This is a genomic window from Porticoccus sp. (assembly GCA_023261185.1).
Lineage (GTDB): Bacteria > Pseudomonadota > Gammaproteobacteria > Pseudomonadales > Porticoccaceae > Porticoccus > Porticoccus litoralis.
Genome location: JALRJN010000082.1, coordinates 1 through 3274, shown reverse-complemented (window position 1 = coordinate 3274; position 3274 = coordinate 1). Strand labels below are relative to the sequence as shown.

Annotated in this window: 4 protein-coding genes; all 4 read right to left on the bottom strand. The window is 53.4% G+C overall.

The features are described 5' to 3' along the window. Positions 1 to 83 (bottom strand): GTP-binding protein (locus ACYZYZ_RS07925; RefSeq protein WP_003292966.1); only part of this gene is annotated, 83 nt, incomplete at its 3' end. Positions 84 to 111: 28 nt separating this feature from the next. Continuing rightward, positions 112 to 2217 carry an elongation factor G gene (fusA, locus tag ACYZYZ_RS07920; protein WP_461483874.1) on the bottom strand — a complete coding sequence of 702 codons (2106 nt, stop codon included), beginning with the start codon at positions 2215 to 2217 and terminating at the stop codon, positions 112 to 114. Positions 2218 to 2311: 94 nt separating this feature from the next. Further along, the gene (rpsG, locus tag ACYZYZ_RS07915) at positions 2312 to 2782 is read right to left on the bottom strand and encodes a 30S ribosomal protein S7 (protein ID WP_305171175.1); all 471 of its coding nucleotides are present in this window, start codon (positions 2780 to 2782) and stop codon (positions 2312 to 2314) included. 94 nt (positions 2783 to 2876) lie between these two features. After that, complete coding sequence (gene rpsL / locus ACYZYZ_RS07910) at positions 2877 to 3248, bottom strand: 30S ribosomal protein S12 (protein ID WP_305171174.1); 372 nt, start codon at positions 3246 to 3248, stop codon at positions 2877 to 2879. Between the last annotated feature and the right edge of the window lie 26 nt (positions 3249 to 3274).

Below are 3274 nucleotides of genomic sequence, written 5' to 3'. Positions count from 1 at the left end.
AGCGTCGTTTTACCATGGTCTACGTGACCAATCGTACCCACGTTTACGTGGGGCTTATTTCGTTCAAACTTTTCTTTTGCCATTTCCAGGTCCTCTCAAAATCAAATTTAGTTAACGCATATTCTTGGCGATCACTTCATCTGCGACATTGCGCGGCGCTTCTGCGTATTTCTCAAACTCCATGGTGAAGGTGGCACGACCCTGGGTGGCAGAGCGCAGGTCGGTGGCATAACCGAACATTTCCGCCAGTGGCACTTCAGAATTGACTACCTTACCGGATACAGTTTCATCCATACCCAGAATCACACCGCGGCGGCGGTTCAGGTCACCCACCACATCGCCCATATTTTCCTCGGGCGTAACCACTTCAACTTTCATAATGGGCTCAAGCAGTACTGCACCGCCCTTGGTGGCCAGTTGCTTGGTGGCCATGGATGCAGCGATCTTGAAGGCCATCTCTGATGAGTCCACGTCGTGGTATGAGCCATCGTAAAGTGTCGCTTTCAAGCCAAGCAGCGGATAGCCGGCGACCACACCATTCTGCATCTGCTCCTCAATACCCTTGGCTACAGCGGGGATGTATTCCTTGGGCACCGTACCCCCGACAATTTCGTTCACAAACTCCAGGCCTTCGGCACCGGCATCTTCACCCGGTTCAAAGCGAACCCAGACATGCCCGTACTGGCCACGACCGCCGGACTGGCGAACAAACTTGCCCTCGATTTCGCAGGTGTTGCGAATGGCTTCTCGGTAGGCCACCTGCGGCTTACCAATATTGGCCTCAACACTGAACTCCCGGCGCATGCGTTCAACGAGGATATCCAGGTGTAATTCACCCATGCCGGAAATTATGGTCTGGCCGGTTTCTTCATCTGTTTTCACCCGGAAAGATGGGTCTTCCTGAGCCAGCTTGCCCAGTGCAATACCCATTTTTTCTTGATCCGCCTTGGAACGCGGTTCCACGGCCACGGAAATGACCGGTTCGGGAAACTCCATACGCTCCAGCGTAATCACCTTGTTGATATCGCAGAGGGTGTCACCTGTAGTGACATCTTTCAGACCAATTCCAGCTGCGATATCGCCAGCCAGCACTTCCTTGATCTCCTCGCGGTTGTTGGCGTGCATCTGCACCATACGACCGATCCGCTCTTTCTTACCCTTCACCGGGTTGTAAACCATATCCCCGGAATTCAAAGTTCCGGAGTAAACGCGAAAGAACGTTAAGGTGCCAACAAACGGGTCGGTGGCTATTTTGAATGCCAGCGCTGCGAAGGGTGCTTTGTCGTCTGCCTCACGGGTATCGTGGGTTTCTCCATCTTCAAGCACACCATCAATAGCCTTCACCTCTGTGGGTGCAGGCAGGTATTCAATCACCGCGTCAAGTACGGCCTGAACACCCTTGTTCTTGAACGCTGAGCCGCCCAATACCGGAACAATTTCATTGGCCAAAGTGCGCAGGCGAATACCCTGCCTGATCTCATCTTCGGTCAATTCCCCTTCCTCGAGGTATTTCTCCATCAGCTCTTCATTGGCTTCTGCTGCTGCTTCCACCATGTACTCGCGCATTTCCTCGCACTGATCAAGCAGGTCATCCGGAATATCTGCGTAGTCGAAGGTCATCCCCTGATCAGATTCATTCCACAAAATGGCCTTCATCTTCACCAGGTCGACAACACCCTTAAAGTGCTCTTCAGACCCAATTGTCATTTGCAGGGGAACGGCATTGGCACCGAGACGCTTTTTCAGCTGATCAACCACTCGCATGAAGTCGGCACCAGCCCGGTCCATCTTGTTGACAAACACCATGCGCGGCACTTCATATTTATTCGCCTGGCGCCACACTGTTTCTGTTTGCGGCTGGACCCCGGAGGAGCCACACAGCACCACCACGGCACCATCCAGCACCCGCAGGGAGCGCTCGACCTCAATGGTGAAGTCCACGTGCCCGGGGGTATCGATGATGTTGATCCGGTGTTGAGGGAATTGTTGCTGCATACCCGACCAGAAACAGGTGGTAGCCGCCGAGGTGATGGTAATGCCCCGCTCTTGCTCCTGCTCCATCCAGTCCATGGTCGCCGCCCCGTCATGCACCTCGCCAATCTTGTGCGACAGGCCAGTATAGAAAAGCACACGCTCCGTCGTGGTGGTCTTCCCCGCATCTACGTGGGCACAAATGCCGATATTGCGATAACGGGTAATGGGTGTCTTACGCGCCACAGGTCTTTCCCCCAAAAACATTCATCTTAAAACCACAAAAGGGTAGCTGCAGACAGCTACCCTTCTGGGATACCTTAACGTTCCGATACTGCGATTAGAATCGGAAGTGTGAGAACGCCTTGTTGGCTTCAGCCATACGGTGGACGTCTTCACGTTTCTTCACTGCGCCACCTTTACTCTGGTAGGCATCAATGATTTCACCGGCAAGACGCTGAGACATGGACTTCTCACCACGATTGCGGGCGTAGTCTACCATCCAGCGCATGGCCAGTGCGGCACGGCGTGAGGGACGAACCTCTACCGGCACCTGATAGGTCGCACCACCAACACGACGTGACTTCACTTCCACCATCGGGGCGATATTGTCCAGGGCAGTTTCAAATACCGCCACCGGCTCTTCTTTCAAACGGCTTTCTACCAGGTCAAGTGCACCGTAAACAATGCGCTCTGCAACGGATTTTTTACCGCTGACCATGACGTGGTTCATAAACTTTGCCAGCGTGACATTGCCAAACTTAGGATCTGGCAGAATTTCGCGCTTAGCGACAACTCTTCTTCTAGGCATAATCTAGCTCTTCTCTTCAGGGTTGTCCGGGATTGATCACACTGCGGCTAGCGCACCCGGCCTTACTCGGTTCTGACCGACACAAAGTCGCCCCTTACTTGGGACGCTTGGCTCCATACTTGGAACGACGCTGTCTGCGGCTGCTCACACCAGCAGTATCCAGGCTGCCACGAACGGTGTGATAACGCACACCAGGCAAATCCTTAACACGGCCGCCACGAATCAGCACCACACTGTGCTCCTGCAGGTTGTGACCCTCACCACCAATGTACGAAGTCACTTCGTAACCATTAGTCAGACGAACACGACACACTTTACGCAGTGCAGAATTCGGCTTCTTCGGCGTAGTTGTGTAAACACGGGTGCAAACACCACGACGCTGAGGGCAAGCTTGCAGAGCAGGTACGTCACTCTTAGCAACTTTGCGTTTTCTCGGCTTACGAACCAACTGGTTGATCGTTGCCATTCAATAACTCCAAATTACAAAAACGC